This window comes from Stenotrophomonas sp. 14P6.2.3 (assembly GCF_057799055.1).
Genome location: NZ_JBYOLA010000001.1, coordinates 29,778 through 46,089, shown reverse-complemented (window position 1 = coordinate 46,089; position 16,312 = coordinate 29,778). Strand labels below are relative to the sequence as shown.

General features: G+C 63.9%; 16 protein-coding genes. 10 read left to right on the top strand and 6 right to left on the bottom strand.

Going from position 1 to position 16,312, the window contains the following annotated elements; genetic code table 11:
- Nucleotides 1-134 precede the first annotated feature (134 nt).
- Entirely contained in the window at nucleotides 135-539 is a 405-nt protein-coding gene (locus AC27VL_RS00190; RefSeq protein WP_488765208.1) for a ribonucleotide reductase subunit alpha, read from the top strand.
- Here AC27VL_RS00190 and AC27VL_RS00185 read toward each other — a convergent pair.
- Nucleotides 533-862, bottom strand: coding sequence for a hypothetical protein (locus AC27VL_RS00185; protein WP_488765207.1), 330 nt, complete (start codon nucleotides 860-862; stop codon nucleotides 533-535). The genes AC27VL_RS00190 and AC27VL_RS00185 overlap by 7 nt on opposite strands.
- 596 nt (nucleotides 863-1,458) lie before the next feature.
- On the opposite strand from AC27VL_RS00185, the gene AC27VL_RS00180 reads away from it, so the two are divergent.
- Nucleotides 1,459-1,833 carry a hypothetical protein gene (locus AC27VL_RS00180; RefSeq protein WP_488765205.1) on the top strand — a complete coding sequence of 125 codons (375 nt, stop codon included), beginning with the start codon at nucleotides 1,459-1,461 and terminating at the stop codon, nucleotides 1,831-1,833.
- 43 nt (nucleotides 1,834-1,876) lie between these two features.
- On the opposite strand, the gene AC27VL_RS00175 is transcribed toward AC27VL_RS00180, so the two are convergent.
- The 3 genes from AC27VL_RS00175 to AC27VL_RS00165 all read right to left on the bottom strand — a co-directional run bounded on the left by AC27VL_RS00175 (nucleotide 1,877) and on the right by AC27VL_RS00165 (nucleotide 7,947).
- Entirely contained in the window at nucleotides 1,877-1,990 is a 114-nt protein-coding gene (locus AC27VL_RS00175; RefSeq protein ID WP_415846961.1) for a DUF6984 family protein, read from the bottom strand.
- A 765-nt stretch (nucleotides 1,991-2,755) separates the two neighbouring features.
- Nucleotides 2,756-3,247: a hypothetical protein gene (locus AC27VL_RS00170; RefSeq protein WP_133120075.1), complete on the bottom strand. Its 492-nt coding sequence runs from the start codon at nucleotides 3,245-3,247 to the stop codon at nucleotides 2,756-2,758.
- A complete protein-coding gene (locus AC27VL_RS00165; RefSeq protein WP_488765203.1) occupies nucleotides 3,232-7,947 on the bottom strand; it encodes an RHS repeat-associated core domain-containing protein in 4,716 nt (1,571 codons plus the stop codon). The genes AC27VL_RS00170 and AC27VL_RS00165 overlap by 16 nt, the downstream gene beginning before the upstream one ends.
- Before the next feature lie 294 nt (nucleotides 7,948-8,241).
- Here AC27VL_RS00165 and AC27VL_RS00160 point away from each other — a divergent pair, with 294 nt between their 5' ends.
- The 3 genes from AC27VL_RS00160 to AC27VL_RS00150 are packed head-to-tail and all read left to right on the top strand — an operon-like array spanning nucleotide 8,242 to nucleotide 9,917.
- The gene (locus AC27VL_RS00160; protein WP_223880147.1) at nucleotides 8,242-8,862 is read left to right on the top strand and encodes a hypothetical protein; all 621 of its coding nucleotides are present in this window, start codon (nucleotides 8,242-8,244) and stop codon (nucleotides 8,860-8,862) included.
- 54 nt (nucleotides 8,863-8,916) lie between these two features.
- A complete protein-coding gene (locus AC27VL_RS00155; protein WP_488765201.1) occupies nucleotides 8,917-9,348 on the top strand; it encodes a YbbD-related protein in 432 nt (143 codons plus the stop codon).
- 38 nt (nucleotides 9,349-9,386) lie between these two features.
- Nucleotides 9,387-9,917, top strand: a complete 531-nt coding sequence (locus AC27VL_RS00150; protein ID WP_488765394.1) for a nuclear transport factor 2 family protein — start codon at nucleotides 9,387-9,389, stop codon at nucleotides 9,915-9,917.
- Between the two features lie 23 nt (nucleotides 9,918-9,940).
- Here AC27VL_RS00150 and AC27VL_RS00145 read toward each other — a convergent pair whose 3' ends face one another.
- On the bottom strand, nucleotides 9,941-10,756 hold the full coding sequence (locus tag AC27VL_RS00145; RefSeq protein WP_488765200.1) for an AraC family transcriptional regulator: 816 nt from the start codon (nucleotides 10,754-10,756) through the stop codon (nucleotides 9,941-9,943).
- 77 nt (nucleotides 10,757-10,833) lie between these two features.
- On the opposite strand from AC27VL_RS00145, the gene AC27VL_RS00140 reads away from it, so the two are divergent.
- From AC27VL_RS00140 to AC27VL_RS00120, 5 genes are all read left to right on the top strand, one after another.
- Nucleotides 10,834-12,774, top strand: a complete 1,941-nt coding sequence (locus AC27VL_RS00140; RefSeq protein WP_488765198.1) for an FUSC family protein — start codon at nucleotides 10,834-10,836, stop codon at nucleotides 12,772-12,774.
- Between the two features lie 4 nt (nucleotides 12,775-12,778).
- A complete protein-coding gene (locus AC27VL_RS00135; RefSeq protein ID WP_099818682.1) occupies nucleotides 12,779-12,994 on the top strand; it encodes a DUF1656 domain-containing protein in 216 nt (71 codons plus the stop codon).
- Nucleotides 12,991-13,875, top strand: a complete 885-nt coding sequence (locus AC27VL_RS00130; RefSeq protein WP_488765196.1) for an HlyD family secretion protein — start codon at nucleotides 12,991-12,993, stop codon at nucleotides 13,873-13,875. Before AC27VL_RS00135 ends, AC27VL_RS00130 begins: the two co-directional genes overlap by 4 nt.
- Nucleotides 13,872-15,320: an efflux transporter outer membrane subunit gene (locus AC27VL_RS00125; RefSeq protein ID WP_488765195.1), complete on the top strand. Its 1,449-nt coding sequence runs from the start codon at nucleotides 13,872-13,874 to the stop codon at nucleotides 15,318-15,320. Before AC27VL_RS00130 ends, AC27VL_RS00125 begins: the two co-directional genes overlap by 4 nt.
- A 110-nt stretch (nucleotides 15,321-15,430) precedes the next feature.
- Nucleotides 15,431-15,727 carry a DUF6916 family protein gene (locus AC27VL_RS00120; protein WP_488765194.1) on the top strand — a complete coding sequence of 99 codons (297 nt, stop codon included), beginning with the start codon at nucleotides 15,431-15,433 and terminating at the stop codon, nucleotides 15,725-15,727.
- Between the two features lie 43 nt (nucleotides 15,728-15,770).
- Here AC27VL_RS00120 and AC27VL_RS00115 read toward each other — a convergent pair whose 3' ends face one another.
- Entirely contained in the window at nucleotides 15,771-16,310 is a 540-nt protein-coding gene (locus AC27VL_RS00115) for a GNAT family N-acetyltransferase (protein ID WP_165780982.1), read from the bottom strand.
- Between the last annotated feature and the right edge of the window lie 2 nt (nucleotides 16,311-16,312).

Genomic DNA, 16,312 nt, shown 5'->3' with positions numbered 1-16,312 from the left:
GCCTGCTGAGACTGACGCCAGCCTACGCGGCATGCATTGGCAACGGGATGACTTAAATCAATCGCCGCCGGCCACGCCGCGCGGGCGTTGTGGCAGCATGCGGCTTTCCGTGCCGTGTGCGTGTGACAGCCATCATGATGATGAACGATTTCCAGCAATTGCTGCAGGCCGCCGGCGAACAGGCCGAACCGCAACGCCTGCTGTTCGTATTCGCCCGCGCCGACCTGCCCGAATCGCCCACCGACGACCAGCGTGACCGGCATGACCGCCGCGAAGGCGGCACCCTGTCGCCGGTGCTGTGCGTGGACAAGTTGCCGACCGAGGTGCCCAGCTTCCAGGCGTTGGCCAGCGAGTCCACCACCACCGGCGTGGAATGGGACATGGTGTTCGTGGCCGCGATGGACGGCCGTGCGGGTTTTGCCCCCACCACCGACGAGGCCACCCGCCCACTGCGGCTGATGGTCAACGCCATCAACGACGGCCAGATCGGCCGCTTCGCCGCCTTCGACCGCAGCGGTGAGCCGATCCAGTTCTATTGAGCCACCAGCTGCAGGGTCAGGAAGAAAATCACCAGCACCGTGTTCAGGCCCCAGGCCACGGTCAGCCCGCGCGCGGCAACGCCCAGGTTCGGGGTGCGCGCGGCAGGTGCTGCGCGCCAGACCGCGGGGATGATCCAGCCGGTATAGAGCAGCAGCACGGCGAACACCGCCAGCACCAGTGTGGTGCGCTGGTTGGCCAGGGCCCAGAGGGCAACGGCCCAGAGAATGTTGCTGGGAATGACCCCCTGCAGCCAGAAGACGTTCCAGAGGCGTGAACGGCCTTGGGTGTCGGGCGCGGGGTGCAGAGACGCGGTGGCTGTCATAAGTCTCCTTTGTGTTTAGGAAACGTGCTGGGCAAGCCTGCGCTCGGTGGCTGGGAACGTCAAGGCACGACGCAATCGGTAGCGCCGGGTCGTGCCCGGCGGAATGCATCCGGGTTCACTGTGCCGCGCTCGCTGGGGACGGCCCGGCGCTTCCGATGTGATGTCGCCTTCGCCCCGGCCGCCCTGCTCTCTCCACGCCTACAACCACGACACCTGTCGCAGATTGCCTGGTCGCGCTGGACCATCGCGGCGACCAGAGCTACCAGTACTTAACAGCGTGGTTCAATGCCGAAAGCGTCTTCAATCGTGAGTTATTTACAACTCGTCTGATTGGCATTGCACAGCGACGCACGCTCAGATGGCGTGCCACCGAAAACGGGTGGCCGGGTTTCGAATCCCGTGTTGACCTTGAGTGATTGCGCTTGCCAGTCGGCGTCCACATTCCGTGGCGCCGGCTGGCAATCCGTCTGCCGGCTATGGCGGGCGGTGCGTGGGGGCGTTCGCGCCCGCCGGCTTGAGGTCAACCCGGATTCGAACCACGTACCGTCCGCCACCTCTGTGTGGCGGCTACCGATTGCCTTGCACGGAGCCTCGCCATGAACGGATCTGACCTTCCCCATCTGCACGCCTACCGTGACCCGGCCAATGCCGATGACCTGGCAGAGGCTGTGTCCTGCGCGGATGCGAATACCCTGATTGCCAACCTGAAGCGGATCGGCAAAGGCGCTGCCGCCGACGGGCAGCCCTGGCCGGAGCGGCATCAGTTGCCCGGGCGCTGCATGGCGCTGGCCGATGCGGATTGCGCGTTGGCCGGGTTGCGGGTGGTACAGGAGGTGCTGCTGGCGGCAGAGCGGACCCGGCAGAACGGCGAGCCCGAGGACTATGTGGGCGACCGGGTGATGCAAGGGCTGATGCTGGCGTGCCTGGCGTTGAGTGCGCAGGCTGTGAGGCGGTTGCAGGTGGAGGGGTGAATGCCACACGCAACGCTTCAGCGAAGAGCGCTTTCAGCAGGCGTCAGTGCCCGCTGAAAGCGCTCCTCGGATCGAGGCAGATGATCGGTGAGAAGTCCACCGCCCACAATTCGAGCTCGAAGAGCTGATCGTGATCGTCCACATACAGGGTGGCCATCACCGGCATACCGCGACATCGACAAGCGTTGCGGTGGCAGCGTCACGGCCAAGGACCTGAGTCTTGCTGGAGAGAAACAGCACGCCCCGAGTCCGAGGACATCCGCCTGGGCGAGCGCCAGATCCTTCAACAGCTGCTCGGACAACTCGGTAGTCCCAGGCAGCATCCTCTGGATGAGGGAGACCTCGTCGGAGGTGAGCAATCTGGGCATCGGACGTCCTTCAGAGAACCGTATGCGCCATCGACAGGTTCTCGACCCGCCATGTCCTTGCATAGACGAGAATGACGCTTCCGGTCGAGCAGGCCTCGATACGGAAACACTTCAACCCGGACGACGGGTAGCCTACCGCCTTCCAACGATCAAGAAGATCGATGAGCCCCGGCTCGTCATCGTCAACCGGGGGGAAATCTATTCTCTATTCATCTACCGGAATTTCGGATCGCGATCCCCAGGCGCAGGGCTGAAATGCTCACATTTCTGGTCCAATTGGTAGTGGGAGTACTTCTGCCCTTTGGTACCCGGCGGCGTCGCCGGATCTATACGCAGTCGCTCTTGACACTTGCCACCCACCATCTCACCGAAGCTTCCAGGCCCATGGGGATTTTGAACGCAGCGGAACGCACCCGGCAGAACGGCGAACCCGAGCCGTACGTGGGCGGCCGGGTGATGAGGGGGTTGGTCATCTTCTGCCAATCGTTATGCGCGCAGGCGGCGGGGTGGTTGCAGCGGGAGGGGTAGCGTAGTGCATACCGCTCCCAGCGGCGTCAGCCAGCATCTCGCGGACGAGAGGCATTCCTGCCAATTCTTCGCCCACTCTCCTTCCCGCCACAGGATCTCTTGAGCTTCAACCATGCAGCGCAGAAAGAAAGTGCCCCAACAGCCCAGCTGCCAAGTAGCAGCGATACCGGGACGTCCCAAAGAGCAGCAATTGCCCCATATCTTTCGAAGCTGACAACGAGCCGCTGAAAGCCATCAACGATTACCAAATTGGACAGCGTAATGGCGAATGTCCCGCCTACAACGCCGGCAGCAGCCCCGATCCCAGCAACCGCGAGCACCGTCCATTCTTTGCGAATCAATGCAAAGCCATAGAATGCGAAAGACAGAATTAACGAAATCAGCACGACGTATGGAATCCGCATCCCCTCAATCTTCACAAATGCCGAAACCCATCTCCATGCCGCAATGTTGATAACAACACAAAGCATGAAACAAACTGAAGATGCCACCAACCTATCTTTCACTTGACCGGGCATTCGGCCTCCTTCGCCATATCATTCAGGACACCAGGACGGAACGTTTGAGTGATACCACACATTCCACTCAACGCACCCGACACAGAGGCTGCACACCCGAAACCACGAGGATCGCCCCATTCCTCTGCATTCTGGACCAGAGTAGCTTCCTGCTCCGGCGACAGGTGAATAACGGTGAACTCAACACGGCTTCCAGTCGCGCGCTGATACCTGCTGTATCCAGCCAAGCTAGCATCATCCCCCTCGAAAAGCCCACCAGTTCCCCGACGTCCACCGGGCGCGTACGAACCTGCTGGATCGTATAGGAAGTCGGGTTGTCCGGGCCTTGCGACATGGATCGCAGAGTGACTCCCAATTCCAAAATCGTAGGTGGTTATCAAGGTGGTCTTTAGCCCCCTCGGATCGGTGAAATTCATCGGCCTTGAAAATACATAAGCATATGTATTCACACCAGAATTCAACCCAATCGGATCACTCTGGGAATAGCGTCCCACTGCCGGGTCGTATTCCCGCTGGTAGTTGTAGAACAGCCCACTCGCATCCGTCGACTGTTGCCCGGGGAAGCGCAGCGCCAAGTCGAACGCCACGCCATCGCCATCCGGATCAGCACTAGGAATCTGATCACCGAACACTTCGCTCTTGTTGCTCCACTCCCAGATCGCAACATCGCGCACGGAGTCGATCACCACGCGCGGCGTGCCCAGGTGGTCCGGCTGGATGTAGGCCAGCTCCGGCACGCCGGTGCCCGGCACATTGATCAGTGCCACCGGATAGTTGTCCAGCCAGATCGCCTGTTGCTGCGCCTCCCCCGTGGCCGAATAGTTGCCCAGCCACTGCCCTGCCTCGCCATACAGCGTGAGCTGTGCTGCACCACCGGCTGGGGTGCGCAGCACGCGCTCGCCGCGATGGTTGTACGCATAGCTCTCCAGCACGGCGCTACCCTGCTTCACCGCGTTCATCCGGTTGGCATCGTTATAGGTGAACACCTTGCTGCCAATGCTGGTGGTGTTGCCCGATGCGTCGTGATTCCGCACCTCGCCATCCACCGCAGTCAGCCGGTGGCTGGTTGCCGGATAGGTATAGGCGGCCGTTCCAGCCGACGTAGTCAGCGAGGTCCGGTTGCCGGTGGCGTCGTAGCCGTAGGTTTCAATCGGCGTGCCGGTCGTACCGTCCTGGGTCTGGGTCAGGCGGCCGAGCGCGTCATAAGCGTACTTGGCCAGCACTTCGGACCCTGCGCCGTTCTTCAGCTCGGTGATCGAACCCACCGGATCATAGCTATAGCTCAGCGACAGGCCCCCTGCGGCCGGGTCATGCACGACCTGCGGGCGGTAGTCCAGGTCCAGCGGCCGCTGCAATTGACGGCCGTTGCCATAGGTCCAACCGGTCGCCGGGCCGAAGGCTGCATAGCTCACGTTGTTCACCACGATCTGGCGCGCTTGGCCAGGCCGGGTCAGTCCGATCTGGCTGATGCGCCCTTGGGTATCGCGCAAGTAGTCAGCCACGCTGCCGTCCGGGTAGGTCAACGACGTCAAGCGGCCCGACTTGCTGTAGGCGTAGCGCAGTGTACTGGCGACACCGTTGACAGCCTGCACCTTGCGGGTGATCTGGCCGAAGCGGTCGTAGCAGTACTGGGTGCTGCCACTGGCGTGCAGCACCTGCCCCAGCCGCCCCTTGGCGAATCGCTCATCAGCCACGCAGACGGCCGGCGCCACATCATAGCTGTAGCCCACGTCCAGATTGGGGTCCGGATAGGCAATACCAGTCAGGCGGTTAAGTGCATCGTAGTGATAGGTGGCAGTGATACCGCGCGCGTCGGTGGCGGTCTTGCGGTTGCCTGCCGCATCCACGGTGAAGCTGCTGGCGCCACTGTCCGGGCTGACCTGGCCGGTCAGATCGCCAAAGCCGTTGTAGGCGTAGGTGGTGTGCAGGCCCTTCGGGTCGGTCACCTGGGTGACCTGGTCCAGCGCGTTGTACTGGCTGCGGATTTCCGCAGCAACACCTCCCACGTCCTGCAGGGTCCGAGCCAGCCGGTTCAGGGGATCGTACTGCTGGCTGGAGACGCGCTGCAGGGCGTCGGTCACCGTCTGCGGGTTGCCGTTTACATCGTAGGTGAAGCCTGTGGCGTGGTTGCCGGCGTCTTTCAGCGCCGTAAGCTGGCCAATCGTGTTGAAGGTGCGTGCCAGGGTGCGGCGCAGGGTGCCGCCCGCATCCAGAGTGTCCTCCTTCAGGCGATTGCCGGCATTGTCCAGCGTGTAGTGGACGGTGTTGCCGGCGTTGTCCTCGATGTCGGTCAGTCGTTGTGCAGCGTCATACACGTAGGTCACGCTGTTGCCATCGGGCTCGGTGATCTGTTGCACCTGACCGGTGGGCCAGTAGCTGATGTGGGTGGATCGATCATCGGCGGTAGTGGCTCCGCGTACGGTCACCGAGGTGGGCCAGCCACGAGCATGGTAGGCGTAGTCGGTGACCACGCCATTGGCATCCTTCACCGACAACGGTCGCCCGTAGGCGTCGTAGGCCAACGTCTCCACCGTCTGACCGAGTGCATTGGTGACGCTGCGCAGGTCGCCCTTGCGATAGGTGCAGGCCCCATTGGTCGCGCACCCTGCGTCGTCTGCGGCGTAGTAGGCATAGGTGCTGACGTCGGCCACGTCGGTGCGTGCGCCGTCCACGCTCTTCAGCAGCCCCTCCACGGGGCAACTACCCGCTGCGGCCACATCCGCGGCCTCGCAATAGGTATATGTGGTCGTACGCGCCTGCGCGGACGCCAGGTCCTTCAGGGTCACGCTCACCGGCTGTCTACGGGCGTTGTAGGCGGCCCGCGTCTCACGCTGACCAATGGTCGTAGCCAGCACCGCGTTGGTCACACTGTCGCGTGTGGTCTGCACAACACGCTGCTCAGGCAGGCCGACCGCATCGGTGATGGTATGGGTGTTGACCGGTCGGCCCGTCACCGCGTCGACGCCTTCGCTGTAAGTGTGCTTGGTCTGGACGCCGCGCCGGTCCGTATAGGTATCCAGACGCCGGCGGAAATCGACCGCGCCGTCATAGTAGGTGCGGCTGATCGAACCCTGGGCATCGGTCGTGCCCGACACCTTGCGGGGAGGCGCGCTGTCGCCACCGGGCGTCAGCGTGTAATCGGTCTGATGGCCCAATGCATCGGTGACCACCGCACCGCCATTTGGGCTGTAGGCAAGGGTTACGCCATCAGCGCCACCCGCGTGCTGGCTCGAAATGACGCGACCGATGGTGTCATAGGTGAAGGTGCTGTAGCGGCGCCCATCCTCGGCGGTAATGCCGGTCAGGTGCTGGGGGAAATCCTGATTCTCGTAGTGATAGGTGCGCACCCCGCCGCCCGCGTAGGTGACGGTAGCGACCTGCCCATGCGCAGTATAGGTATAGCTCGCCTGCGGCACGCCCGCGACCAGAACGGAGCTGATCAGGGCTTCGTAGTCGTTGGATTGATAGACGAATTCAAGCGTACGGCCACTGCTGTGCACAACGGCAGCGAGGCGCTGGCTGTCGTCATAGACGAAGGTGAGCGAGGTACCGTCCACAAAGCGCTTCGCGGCGAGCCGACCCGCATCGTCGAATGTCGAAATGGCGTCGGACGCGTACAGCGTCCAGTTTCCATTCTGGACCAGGCGATCGCCACTGCTGTCAGCAGCCTCGTAGACCTGGCCGATCTTCTTGAAGGCGCGCTGGAAACCGGTGGCTTCAACGATGCCTGCGCCACCCGCCCCATCCAGTGCCAGTTGCGCTCCAAGCGAATGTGTCCAGCCGTGGCCGAAGCCTCCGGACGAGGTGGATATTCCCGAATGGTAATAGCGCGTCAGTGCGATCCAGCCCAGATCGAAGTCCTGCGCGATCTCGTACTTCTCGCCGGTCTTTACGTCGCAGGGGTTGCCTACCGCTCCAGTGCACGGAGGCTCCTGCGATGCCGAAGTGCTGGAGGGGTTCGGGCTCATGCCACTCATGGCGCCGTTACCCGAGGTCGGACAGTTGCCATTCCCGCCATCCTTGTCGCACTGCGTCGTCTTGGAGGTAATGGTTGCTACGAACTCTTCGCTGACGCAGGCTTCGTACTTGTTGGACCACTGGGTGAAGGGGACCGGGCAATTTAGGCGCCGAGTCCGCGTCATCTGCGCATCGCTTGGATAGGGCGTGCACGGCGACTCGGCTGTGTTGTCGCCGGTCATGTATATCACTTCAAATTCACGTGTCTCGATGGTTCCTTCCATGTCCGGGCTGAGCGCATACCACTCGCTTGTAGGCGTGACGGCTGCACCCGGGCATACTGGATTGAATGCCTTGATATAAGCGAGATAGGAAGCGACCATCGCCTCTTCGGTTGGGAACATATCGGTACTGAGATACGACCATTCAGGATCGGAAGGCTGGGACTTTCCCATCCAGTAGGTAATTGAAGTATTGCCTTCCAGGTCGACCACGGTGGACTTGATCGAATTGACGGATTTCCAACCAATCTGGAACTCCGGCGGGAACGGACTCGGCGCGGGCAGGCTCTGGATCGCCTGCACCGCTGCCTGCTGGGTCTTGTACTGGGTCGAATTTCCGCCTGGCTGCGAGATGCGCCAGGTTTTTTTGCTTTCCTGCGCCTGCGCGGCAAGAGGGGCCGCGCAGCCAAGCGCGACCATCGTCAGCGCCAGACACGCCAGCTTCATTGTCCGTCCGAACATCCGTGTTCTCCTTCCTGGGCGAATACCGCGCCGGGAGGGACGAAGGCGCACAGGCGGATCACCGCCCTGTCGCGCCCTGCTTCGGATCGTCCCTGTTCCGGAATGCGGCAATGCCGCATGGCGCCTTTATCGCGCAAGACCATTACATAATCAAGTCAAGCCCTGAGATATAGGTCACGGTTATCGATAGCGAAAATGGCGGTCGACCCAGGTCGGGAGCAGCCCCCTTCCAAGCTACGTCCCACCCAACATCCGTGATAGCGTGCGCCATCAAACTTTCCAACAGGTGCAAGGATGCGCAGCAGGATTGGATATGGCCTGGTCATCACCTCCGCCTTCCTGGCGACGGACGCTCCGGCAGCACCGCCGGCCGCAACTCCCAGCGATCGGGCCCAGGACTTCGTGCAGACACAGGCGATCTCGGCGCGCTGCCAGAAGATCCTGCCTGGCCTGAAACTACAGTTGCAGGACGGCCGCGAACGTTGGCTGTCGACCTTCGATCCCGCGCAGCTTCAGGTGGCGCAGGCCTACGCTGCCAGCAAGGAGGGAAAGAGGCTCGGCAATGAGGTCGAACGTGATGCCTCCCGAGCCTTTGGCCGCAATACGCTTTCTGCCGCCGCGACCTGCATCAGCCTTCTGGGCGAGTACTCGCCGGCCCATCCCCTGCCGACTGGCTCGGCAATGCCGGCCGAGAGAGTGCAGCATTACATGTTCCATTTCACGCCGATGGCACTGGCAAGGCTGCAATGCGCGCGCCTGGACGGGATCGATGTGGCAACGCAAGCGGACGGCTCGGAGACTTGGCAGTACCGGGCCTGCGGCCGGGTGGAAACCGTGCGCATGGCGCCGGTCGGTCAATCGTGGTCGATGACCGATGCGGATCGAAACCGTCTTTTCGAGGCATTGACCCGGTAGATCGCGAGGCAACGCATGGCAGCAATGACGTTCCGACAACGTGCCAGAAGCAGCATGAGGCTGCCCATCCTCTTCGCACTCTGCTTGATACTCACCTCCTGCGATCTGGATCTGGTGATGGACAGTTCTTTCGCCACGAAGCAGGAAGCCGTCGACGCCGAGATGATTGCCAAGGGCTGGATTCCCGCGTGGGTGCCCGAGGAGGCGACCGACCTGCGCGAGGTGCACGACCTCGATTCAAACGTGAGCGCGCTTGCCTTCACCACGCCACGCAGTAAGCAGCTGTTGTTGCCATCCGATTGCCGGCCCGTCGACCACAGCGCTGTCCAGCCGGCACTGTTCAATCGAAGCTGGTGGCCGAGTGAGGCGGCTCTGAAGCGCGCCTACACCTTCTTCCGTTGTGAGCCCGAGTTCGACAAGTCAGTCTTCGTCGCGACAAACAGAACCGGCAATCGTGTGCTCTTCTGGCGCACGTACGCTCGCTGATGCGCATGCCCGCCCTCCCCTTCAACCCGACACTACAGATGCACATTCCAGGAACGGTCCTCACCACCCTCGCCCTTTGCCTGTTGCCCTGCCTTCCGGCCTACGCAGAGCAAAGCACGCCTGCCGATGTGCAAGCGATCGAACAGGTGATCGAGTCCTTCCGCACCTCGCTGATCAACAAAGACAAGCCGACCTACATGGCGCTGTTCTTCTCTGACAAGCCGGAAGACATTGGCTGGCAGTTGGTGTCCGAGGACCGGCGATTGGCGGACATCCGCAGGGCCAAGCCCGATGCGATCAAGGCACGAAATATCCCATCGAACAACTTCATCTCGCTCATCGATGAGGCCGTGGCCACTGCAGAGCCACGAGAGGAGAAGTTCTTCAACACGAAGATCGACACAGACGGCGATGTGGCATCGGTGTCGTTCGACTACAGCTTCCACGCCAATGGCGCGAAAGAAAACTGGGGCAGGGAAATGTGGCAGCTGGTCCGCACCGAGCAAGGCTGGAAGATCTTTTCAGTGATCTATTCGATACGCGACAAACGCAGTTCCGTGGAGAGCTGATACTTCCTTTCAGCCAGTCAACGTCAATCGCCACGAGCAGCAGAATCCTGATTCCGCAGCCGCGCGACAAAATACCGCGTAGGCGACTGCCCCAGCGCTTTCTTGAACATCGTGATGAACGCTGTCACCGACTCGTAGCCCAGGGTTTCAGAAACCCGTTGCACCGCTGCGCCGCCGGCAAGCTCGCGAATCGCAACCAGCAGATGCAGCTGCTGTCGCCAGCGCCCGAACGACAGACCGGTTTCCCGATCAATCAGGCGAGTCAACGTGCGCTCGCCCAGTGCCAGGCGCTTGGCCCATTCACTGATGGTGCTGCGGTCCGCCGGATTGGCCGACAGCGCCGCAGCCAGCGCACGGATCTTGGGGTGATCGCTCACCGGCAGGTACAACCGCTCGGCCGGCATCTGCACCAGTTCGTCCAGCAGCACCCGCGCCAGCCGCTCGACGTGCCCGCCGCGCGGGTAGTCCTGCGGCACATCGGCCAGGTGCAGGATCATCTCGCGCACCATCGGTGAGATCGACAGCGTCACGCAGTGCAGCGGCAGGTCGACGACGCCCGGCTCGACGAACAGATAGCAGAGGCGCGCGTTCGCCGTGGCGCGATTGCTGTGCGGCATGCTGCCGGGAATCCACACGCCGCACTGCGGCGGCACGATCCAGAGCGCATCGGCCACCTCGCAGGTCACCGCGCCATGAAGTGCCAGGATCAGTTGTCCCTTGCGATGGTCGTGGACCGGAATCTCGGCATCGTGATCGGCCACCTGCAGGCGGCTGGCCACTGCAGGCCGATCCGTCGCGTCCGGGTCCAGATCAAAGCCAGGCAGCGAAATGCGAGTCATTCTTAATGACCAGATTCAGCGATTGTCTGACATTCTAGCGAAATTCGGCGGCGGGGTCGGCTGAATACGATGGCGGCATGCAGATTCCCGCCCCCACCCGCCCCTGGCTTTCGCGCCCCAGTGCGCTGCTGACGTCGCCCGCATTGAAGGTCGACCGCGAAGCGGTGCTGTTCTCGCTCAAGTGCCTGCTCGCCGCGATCCTCGGGCTGTATGTCTCGCTGCGCATCGGCCTGACCCGCCCGTTCTGGGTGATCGGCACGGTCTACCTGGTGTCGCAGCCGATGTCCGGCGCGACACTCAGCCGGGGCCTGTTCCGCCTGCTGGGAACCGTCGGCGGTGCGGTCGCTACGGTGTTGCTGGTGCCGCGGTTCGCCAACGCGCCTTTGGTACTGAGCGTGGTGCTGGCGGCCTGGATGGGCCTGTGCCTGTACCTGGCCATGCTCGACCGCACACCGCGTGCGTATGCCTTCCTGCTGGCCGGGTATACCACCAGCCTGATCGGTTTCCCGGCGGTGATGGTGCCCGGTGAAGTCTTCACCATTGCCATCACCCGCGTGCAGGAGATCTCGATCGGCATTCTTGCGGCAACGCTGGTCCACGGGCTGGTGCTGCCACGCCGGGTCTCGCCGCGTGTGCACGCGCGTGTGGCGTCGATCCTCGGCGATGCGGAACGCTGGACGCAGGACATGCGCGCAGGCGCCAAGGAGACGGTACTGGCGGAGGATCGCTCCAAGGTAGCCGCGGACCTGCTCGAACTGCATACGTTGTCCATCCACCTGCCGTTCGACAGCGCGCACGGCGTTGCCCAGGTGCAGATCCTGCGCGCACTGCATGACCGGATGCTCGATGTGCTGATGCTGTCCAGCGCGGTGGATGAATCGATGGCCCAGCTGCGCGCGCAGCCTGTTGGCACGACAGACACAGCATGGCCTGACCTGCTGCGTGCAGCACTTTGCACACGTCAGGCCGAACTCGATGCTGCGCATCACGACTGCCGGCTGCTGGAAGAGCAGCTGCACGCCGCCCGCCCGGACTGGCGCCGGCGTGTGCCCGCGCACCTCGCCAGCAAGGCGAATGGCCACGTGCTGCACCGTGATCACCGAATCGCCCTGCGCAGCGCCTTGGGTGCATTCGTCGGCATCGTACTGAGCTGCGCGCTGTGGATCGCCACGGCGTGGTCCGATGGGGCAACCGCCGTCTCCATCATCGGCACGGCCTGCGTGTTGTTCGGGACCGCCGAGGCACCTGCCGGGCATGTCATGCGCTACCTGATCGGGTCGACCATCGGCGTGGTCGTCGGGCTGCTCTACGCGCTGGTGATCTTTCCGGGCCTGTCCGATTTCGTCGATCTGGCCATGGCGCTGGCGCCCGCGCTGCTGCTGTGTGGCTCGTTCCTCGCACGCCCACCGTTCATCATGGCGGCGTTGGGCGTAGTGCTCACCTTCCCGCTCATTGCAGGATTGGGCGCCACCAATGCCAGCAACATCGTGGGTGCACTCAACAGCGGCGTCGCGCTGTTCGTCGGCACGGCGGCGGCGCTGTGCAGCATGTCGCTGTTGCAGACCCTGGACAGCAATCGCAGCCGCGCGCGCTTGCAGGACGTGATCAGGCGGGACATCGCGCGTCGGGCGGCCGGGCAGGTGCGAAATGCCAGCGACTGGACCAGCCGCATGGTGGATCGGCTTGCGCTGCTTGCTCCTCGCCTGCGCGGCCATCCGGATGCGGCCCGCACATTGCGGACGATGTTTGCAGACATGCGCGCGGCCAGTGCCGTGGCCGAACTGCGCGTGATCGGCAGGAAGCTCAAGGACCGGAGCAGCCGCGAGTGTCAGGCGCTGCTGATGCACAGGGCCACCGCCCACTTCCGCGCTCCCGCTACCCGCCTGGTGAATGCGCCGCTGCTGGAATCGCTCGAGAACACACGCGACGCCATCCTCGCTGGCAGCCCACCCGAAACCGAGCGCGTTCTCGCGCTGCTTTCCGGCCTGCGCCGCGACCTGCTCGCTCATGAGGACTGATGCGATGTTCTCCGATATCTCCATCGATGGCGTCTTCGTTCCCGGCCTGCTGGCGGTGGCGCTCATTGCGTTGGCCCTGTCGATGATGGCCTCGCGGCTGTTGGCAAGCCTCGGGTTGTACCGGCTGTTCGCCTATCGCCCGCTGGTGGGCCTTTCGCTGTTCGTGATCCTGGCGGAGCTGTTGATCCAGCTCGCCCCCCTGTTCGAGAAACTGAAATGAAACACGTGCTGAGTGTCATTGGCCGCTGGAGCGCAACGCTCTGCCTGTTCGCCGTCGCCGTCATCGCGGCCCTGTCCCTCTGGAACCGATACGAAACGCAGCCCTGGACGCGCGATGGCCGGGTACGCGCGGATGTGATCCGCGTGGCGTCGGACATGGGCGGACTGGTGACCCAGGTGCTGGTGCAGGACAACCAGCGGGTGAAAGCCGGGCAGCTGCTGCTGGTGCTGGACCAACCGCGCTACGCGGCCGCGCTGGAGAAGGCGGATGCCGCAGTGAGCAGCGCGCAGGCCACGCTCACCCTCGCCCGCCGTGAATCGAAACGGGATCTGGCGCTGGGCAACCTGGTCGCCTCGGAGACACGCGAGCGCAATGCGGCCAAGGTTGATACCGAAGTTGCCGGTCTGGCGCAGGCCCGCGCGGAGCGGCGGGTGGCACTGTTGAACGTGCAGCGCACCGAAGTGCGCGCCAGCGCCGATGGCACCGTCACCAATCTCGACCTGCACCCGGGTGACTTCCTGCAGCCCGGCGCGCAGGCTCTGGCCCTGATCGACAGCAGCAGCCTGAGGGTCGAAGGCTATTTCGAGGAAACGAAGCTCAACTGCATCAACGAGGGCGATGCCGCGGTCGCCCACCTGATGGGCGATGGTCGCGACGTGCGTGGGCATGTCGAGAGCATCGCTGCCGGTATCGCCGACGACCAGCGCTCGAGCACCCACAACCTGCTGCCGTCGGTCGCGTCGACCTATACCTGGGTGCGGCTGGCGCAGCGGATACCCGTCCGCATCCGCCTGGATGACGTTGCACCGGCTACCCGCCTGATTGTCGGCAGAACCGCCAGCGTGACCATCACTCCGCGCGCGCAGGGGGCCTGCAAGTGATATTCACCGCATCACGTGTGGGCGTGCTCGCCTGTGCACTGTCGCTGGCGGGCTGCGTGTCCGGCCCCGACTACACACTTCCGGCCAACGCGGTCGCCGCGGCCCCGGCGGCCCGCCGCACATTCGTATCGGGGCACGAAGCTGCCTACATACAAGCCGAGCCGCCGGACCGCTGGTGGCAGCTGTACGACGATCCACGGCTCGATGCCTACGTCAGCGAAGCGCTGCGGGCCAACACCGATCTGCGCGCGGCCGACGCCAACCTGCGGCGCGCCACGGCGATGGCGCTGCAACTCCGGGCCGAGGGCTCAGTAGGCACCGACGCCGACGCATCGGCTACGCTGGCCCGCGCCGGGGGATACACCTCGCCTTCCTCGCCACCGCAGGTGTACGCGCTCGGCATCCACCTGTCCTACCCGCTGGATCTGGCCGGCGGCATCCGCCGCGGTATTGAAGCTGCCAGCGCGGATGCAGAGGCTGTCGCTGCAGCGCGCGACCAGGTTCGGGTGGTTGTCGCCGCTGCCGTCACCCGCGCGTATGTCGGCATCTGTTCGACCAACCTCACCCTGGCGGCGACGCAGCGTGTGCTCGATACGCAGCGCGCCACGTTGGACGCCACCACCCGCTTGGCCAACGGCGGACGCGAAACCGAATTCGACGTGAGCCGGGCGCGCGCGGCGGTCAACCGCAGCGCCGCGGCGGTGCCGCATCTGGTTGCCGAGCGGCAGGCGGCCCTGTTCGAACTGGCAGCGCTGATGGGCCGACTACCAGCGGACTACCCGCAGGACGTCGCCAACTGCCAACAACCGCCGCGCCTGCAGCAGCTGATTCCTGTCGGCGATGGCAGCCAGCTGATCCAGCGTCGCCCGGATATCCGCGCGGCGGAGCGCAGCCTGGCGGCCGCCACTGCAATGATCGGCGTGGAAACGGCGGGGCTGTATCCACAGGTGAGTATCGGCGCGTCCGCTGGCATGGCAGGTTCATTCAAGAAGCTGCTGGGCAGCGACAGCATCGGCGCGTCCATCGGACCACTGCTGTCGTGGCGCTGGCCGAACCGCCGCGCAACCCACGCACGGATCGACGCTGCCGGGGCCAACGCCGATGCTGCGCTGGCATCGTTCGATGGCGCGGTGCTGGATGCGTTGCGGCAGACCGAAACCGCGCTGTCGGCGTATGCACAGGAGATCGATCGCGAGCGCAGCCTTGCCCTGGCCCGCGACGACGCGGCACGTGCGAGCGACCAGGCCGGGCAGCTGTACCGGTTCGGCAGGATCGGCTTCCTCGATGTGCTGTCTGCCGAGGCCGCGCTGGCCGATGCAGAATCCGCGCTCGCAGCGTCGCGTGCGCAGCGGGTGGACCGTCAGGTGGATCTGTTCCTGGCGCTGGGTGGGGGTTGGGCCGAGGCAGGCAATCGGACACTCGCCCCCGGTGGTACACAGGACTGATGGACGAGCGGTTCACGTGCAGCCAAGCATGCCTGCCGGAAACTTCCGCAACACACTTGCATCGAGCGTACCGCGCGGCGACGATGCGGTTCGGTTTAGGGGAACCCTGCATGGAATTGCTGACGCTCGACCATTTCACCCGCCACGTCGATCAGACCTTCTCGGCGGTCATCAACGACGGCGAGGTTCCGTTTGTGCTTGTGGAGGCGCGAGCGTTGAATCCATCGCAACTGCCACCGGGCGCGGCGCGTGTGCCGTTCTCACTGTTGTTCCGCAACGGCTCGGCCTTCCTGTTCCCGCAGCAGATCTATCAGATGCGCCATGACGACATCGGTGAGGTGGGCATATTCCTGGTGCCGGTAGCGCGTGAGCAGGCCGGATTCCTGTATCAGGCGATCTTCAACTGAGAATGTGAGCCCGCGGCCAGGCTTGCGGCGGCGTGTCGCCGGCTCAGCCCGGTGCCCAACGCAGCAGCAGATGCGAGCCTTGATCGTGGATCAGGGCAAAGCCCGCACGCCGGTACAGGCGCTGCGCAGCGACGTTGTCAGCCTGCACGTGCAGGGTCACGCCGCGACCCAGCGCGGCGGCCTCGCCCTGGCTGTGAGCAATCAGGGCCGCGGCCACACCGTGACCGCGCTCACCGGGAAACAAGCAGATATCGACGATCAGGTGATCCGGCGCACTGCGCTGCAGGTAGTAACGGCCCACCACCACGCCGTGGCGTTCGATGGCCAGGAAATCAGAGTCGCTGTAGTGCGCCTGGTAGTGCTGGTGCTGCAGTGCGAACTGGCTATCCAGAAACGCGCGCTTGCTCGCTTCGGGCCAAGGCACTGCCGCCAGTTCCTCCGCGCGGGTGCTGGCGTACAGTTCGCGCAGCCAGCTCAGGTCATCGTCGCACAGCGGCCGCAAAGCGTACCCGCGCTCGCCAAGGAGCGCGGGGACGGCCAGGTGGTCGTTGCGGCCCGCCGGAAACGAAGTGAGCTGCGACATCG

Excerpts from the sequence above, each read along its gene's own strand:
- AC27VL_RS00190 (WP_488765208.1), top strand. The coding sequence starts at position 135 with ATGATGATGAACGATTTCCAGCAATTGCTGCAGGCCGCCGGCGAACAG.
- AC27VL_RS00185 (WP_488765207.1), bottom strand. The coding sequence starts at position 862 with ATGACAGCCACCGCGTCTCTGCACCCCGCGCCCGACACCCAAGGCCGT.
- AC27VL_RS00180 (WP_488765205.1), top strand. The coding sequence starts at position 1,459 with ATGAACGGATCTGACCTTCCCCATCTGCACGCCTACCGTGACCCGGCC.
- AC27VL_RS00175 (WP_415846961.1), bottom strand. The coding sequence starts at position 1,990 with ATGGCCACCCTGTATGTGGACGATCACGATCAGCTCTTCGAGCTCGAA.
- AC27VL_RS00170 (WP_133120075.1), bottom strand. The coding sequence starts at position 3,247 with ATGCCCGGTCAAGTGAAAGATAGGTTGGTGGCATCTTCAGTTTGTTTC.
- AC27VL_RS00165 (WP_488765203.1), bottom strand. The coding sequence starts at position 7,947 with ATGTTCGGACGGACAATGAAGCTGGCGTGTCTGGCGCTGACGATGGTC.
- AC27VL_RS00160 (WP_223880147.1), top strand. The coding sequence starts at position 8,242 with ATGCGCAGCAGGATTGGATATGGCCTGGTCATCACCTCCGCCTTCCTG.
- AC27VL_RS00155 (WP_488765201.1), top strand. The coding sequence starts at position 8,917 with ATGAGGCTGCCCATCCTCTTCGCACTCTGCTTGATACTCACCTCCTGC.
- AC27VL_RS00150 (WP_488765394.1), top strand. The coding sequence starts at position 9,387 with ATGCACATTCCAGGAACGGTCCTCACCACCCTCGCCCTTTGCCTGTTG.
- AC27VL_RS00145 (WP_488765200.1), bottom strand. The coding sequence starts at position 10,756 with ATGACTCGCATTTCGCTGCCTGGCTTTGATCTGGACCCGGACGCGACG.
- AC27VL_RS00140 (WP_488765198.1), top strand. The coding sequence starts at position 10,834 with ATGCAGATTCCCGCCCCCACCCGCCCCTGGCTTTCGCGCCCCAGTGCG.
- AC27VL_RS00135 (WP_099818682.1), top strand. The coding sequence starts at position 12,779 with ATGTTCTCCGATATCTCCATCGATGGCGTCTTCGTTCCCGGCCTGCTG.
- AC27VL_RS00130 (WP_488765196.1), top strand. The coding sequence starts at position 12,991 with ATGAAACACGTGCTGAGTGTCATTGGCCGCTGGAGCGCAACGCTCTGC.
- AC27VL_RS00120 (WP_488765194.1), top strand. The coding sequence starts at position 15,431 with ATGGAATTGCTGACGCTCGACCATTTCACCCGCCACGTCGATCAGACC.
- AC27VL_RS00115 (WP_165780982.1), bottom strand. The coding sequence starts at position 16,310 with ATGTCGCAGCTCACTTCGTTTCCGGCGGGCCGCAACGACCACCTGGCC.